Genomic DNA, 3,325 nt, shown 5'->3' on the forward strand with positions numbered 1-3,325 from the left:
GAATATAAAAATTATCTGCCAGAGGCTGATTCTGACACAATTAAAAAAAAAAGGACTTTGTTGCCCCCCAAACTGAGAGTTTCATATAAAGTTTCAGTTTTTTAATTGGTAGGACGCTATTTGTCCTATCTCGTATGGGATAATCCTTCAAAAGCAACCATTCAATTGGAGGGTCCCATGGCAAAAAATAAAATTCAGTTTCAAAAAGGCATGAGTTTGACACAGTTTTTTTCCAAATACGGCACTGACGAGAAATGCCGTCAAATTCTCTTTGATCTGAGGTGGCCGCTGGGCTTTGTCTGCCCGGAATGCGGCCACACCTGTTATTGTCAAATCAGCAGCCGCAAAGTCTACCAATGCCGACGTTGCCACCGGCAAACATCTGTTACAAGCGGAACCATTTTCGATAACACAAAACTGCCGCTCAATATCTGGTTCCTTGCAATTTACCTTATCACCCAGTCAAAAGATGGCATATCCTCACTCAATCTTTCGAGAACCATTGGGGTTTCTGCCAATGCTGCTTTGCGCATGAAGCATAAGTTGCAGCACGTCATGAAAAAACAAGATGACGCAACACCCCTATCCGGCTTCATCCAAATCGACGATTCCTATATTGGCGGCAAAAGCAGAGGTGGAAAAAGAGGACGCGGAGCATCCGGGAAAACGCCTTTTGTTGCCGCCGTTTCCACTGACGAAGAAGGTCATCCCCAGCAAATGCGTTTCAGCCAGGTGACCACATTTTCTAAGCAAGAAATTTCCCAATGGTCCGAGAAACACCTGGCGCCAGGCAGTATTGTTGTGACCGATGGTTTCAGCTGCTTTACGGGAATCAAGAAAGCAGGTTGTGCTCATCAACGCATTATCACGGGAGGCGGTCCTGACAGTGTTGAGATCAAAGAGTTCAAATGGGTGAACACCATGCTCGGCAACGTCAAAAATGCCATCCGTGGAAGCTACCATGCAATCAGTGAGAAACATATACCTCGCTATTTTGCTGAGTTTTGTTACCGATTCAACCATCGTTTTCAGTTGGGCAAAATGGTGCCAAGCCTAGCCCATGCAGCTGTGCATACTTTGCCGAGGCCTATTAGGCTGTTGAAGCTGGCTGAAAGTCGATGGTAATCACAAAAAATATTTCAATGAACTGCTTGATAGTGTTGACGAGATACCGCCGTCAGTAAGAGAGCTATTAAAATTGAGCCGTTCCAGTTTCGAGATATTTCGGGCTCTGCAGAAACGGCTCATTGCTGGATTGCGGACTCACAGTCTAATTCAGGAAAGAGTGGAGCGTTTGATGACAATTCGCGGGGTCGGCGAAGTGATGGCGCTGACCTGGGTATTGGAGATAGGCGACCCCATGAGATTTAATTCAATACGGCAGGCAATCAGTTACTGTGGACTATGCAGCGCGCAGCGGGAATCAGCCGGCAAAGAACAACGGGGGCCGATTTCCAAAAAGCGCAACAAGCATCTCCAGACTATGCTTATTGAAACCGCCAAGATTGCCCCGCATTGGAATAGCCAACTGGAAGCTGTCCACGAACGGGAATTGCGGAAAGGCAACAGAAACAGGGCAACTCTCGCCGTGGCCAGAAAGCTGGTTGCGTATATGATGGCTGTTGACAAAAATCAGGCCGATTTTATCCATCATGAAGAAAAGAAAGTAGCCTGAGAAGAAAATACATACTTCCTGTTATAGATAACGATCTTCCCGTCAGTCCTCGCCGAATTGGGGACTATGCATGCAGAACTGTAATGCGACGATGAAATCTGTTTCGAGGCTGGCGGGTTGGCCCAAACTCAATCTTCTGCGGAGATCATGCAAGATACAGGGTAGCAAGATCTGTATCTGATTTCGGATGCAGCAAATGGATGTCTGGTCGCGTCATCGACGGTGACCCAGAGAAAAAATGAAAAAGATCAGATTTAAACAGGATGGAATGAAAAGCCACAGGGAATCAAATCGTGCAAACCCGGCTCCAGGGCCTGTAAAGAATTTTGTGTAAATGGTTTTCATTTTTAATTTTCAATATGCAGGCATTCTGTCGCCGAACAAGATTGAAAAGCGGTTCAAGGCAGCCTTCCAGTCTCTGATTGGCATAGTCCATTTTTTGGCGATATTGTTCAGCGCCATGTAAAGCAGTTTAAGCATCGACTCGTCATTGGGAAATGAACCCCGGTTCTTGGTAACTTTGCGCAGTGACATGTTCAACGACTCAATAGCATTGGTGGTATATATCACCTTGCGTATCTCGGGCGAATACGCAAAAAATGGGGTGATTCTTTCCCAATTTCTTCGCCAGGATTGGCCGATGGACGGATGCGTTTTGTCCCATTTTTCTTCAAAGGTCATCAGTTCCATTTCGGCCTGCTCGGCTGTTGGCGATTGGTAAATGGCCTTGAGATCCGCAGCCACCTCTTTGCGCTGTTTCCATGAGACATATTTCAGGGAATTGCGCACCATGTGGACGAGACAGAGCTGGACCTGGGTGAAGGGGAAAACCGTCTCAATGGCTTCAGGAAAACCCTTGAGGCCATCGACGCAGGCAATGAAAATATCCTGCACGCCACGGTTTCTTAGCTCAGTCACTACCTGCAACCAGAACTTGGCGCCCTCGTTTTCGGCAACCCACATTCCCAGGACATCCTTGACGCCGTCCATGGTGATGCCAATAGCCAGATAGACCGCCTTGTTCTTAACATGCCCATTGTCGCGCACCTTAACCCGGATAGCGTCCATGTAAACAATGGGATAAATGGGGTCCAACGGGCGATTTTGCCAAACTTTAACCTCGTCAGCAACGGCATCGGTGACCGTTGAAATCAGGGTGGGAGAGACATCAACTCCGTAAATGTCTTCCAAGTGCCCCTGAATCTCCCTGGTAGTCATCCCTCGGGAGTAGAGAGAGATAATCTTGTCGTCAAAGCCGGGAAAGCGGGTTTGCCCTTTGGGAATGATGACCGGATCGAAACTGCTGTCGCGGTCGCGCGGGACCTCAATCGGCATTTTACCGAAGTCGCCCTTGATGGTCTTTGCAGAGTTACCATTTCGGGCATTACCGCCTTTGGTGACGATGGTTCCATGTTTTTCGTGGCCCAGGTGGACGGTCATTTCCGCCTGTAACGCCCGCTCCAGTAAGGCCTTGGTGAGCTGCTTGAGCAGCCCGTTTTCACCGATCAGTTCTTCGGGCTTCTGGTAATTGTAGTCGGCAAGTAAACGATCCAAAATTTCTTTATCAATGGCCATATGAGCTCCTTTTTAAAGGGTAGTTTTTTGACTTACTCAGTCATAGCCATTTACACAAACTATTTTACACCCTCC

2 protein-coding genes and 1 pseudogene are annotated in these 3,325 nt (G+C 47.6%); 2 read left to right on the forward strand and 1 reads right to left on the reverse strand.

Features of this window, described 5'->3' with window-relative positions; all coding sequences use genetic code 11:
- The first annotated feature begins 177 nt into the window (after positions 1 to 177).
- Together BM485_18140 and BM485_18145 are read left to right on the forward strand one after the other, a co-directional pair.
- The gene (locus BM485_18140) at positions 178 to 1,125 is read left to right on the forward strand and encodes an IS1595 family transposase (GenBank protein OKY73578.1); all 948 of its coding nucleotides are present in this window, start codon (positions 178 to 180) and stop codon (positions 1,123 to 1,125) included.
- Positions 1,126 to 1,132: 7 nt separating this feature from the next.
- Positions 1,133 to 1,675 (forward strand): annotated as a pseudogene (locus tag BM485_18145) (IS110 family transposase).
- A 354-nt stretch (positions 1,676 to 2,029) separates the two neighbouring features.
- On the opposite strand, the gene BM485_18150 reads toward BM485_18145, so the two are convergent.
- The gene (locus BM485_18150) at positions 2,030 to 3,250 is read right to left on the reverse strand and encodes an IS256 family transposase (protein ID OKY73579.1); all 1,221 of its coding nucleotides are present in this window, start codon (positions 3,248 to 3,250) and stop codon (positions 2,030 to 2,032) included.
- Positions 3,251 to 3,325: the final 75 nt, after the last annotated feature.

This window comes from Desulfobulbaceae bacterium DB1 (assembly GCA_001914235.1).
Taxonomy (GTDB): domain Bacteria; phylum Desulfobacterota; class Desulfobulbia; order Desulfobulbales; family SURF-16; genus DB1.

Bases quoted from the DNA above. Each gene is read 5' to 3' on its own strand.
- BM485_18140 (OKY73578.1), top strand. From the start codon at position 178: ATGGCAAAAAATAAAATTCAGTTTCAAAAAGGCATGAGTTTGACACAG.
- BM485_18150 (OKY73579.1), bottom strand. From the start codon at position 3,250: ATGGCCATTGATAAAGAAATTTTGGATCGTTTACTTGCCGACTACAAT.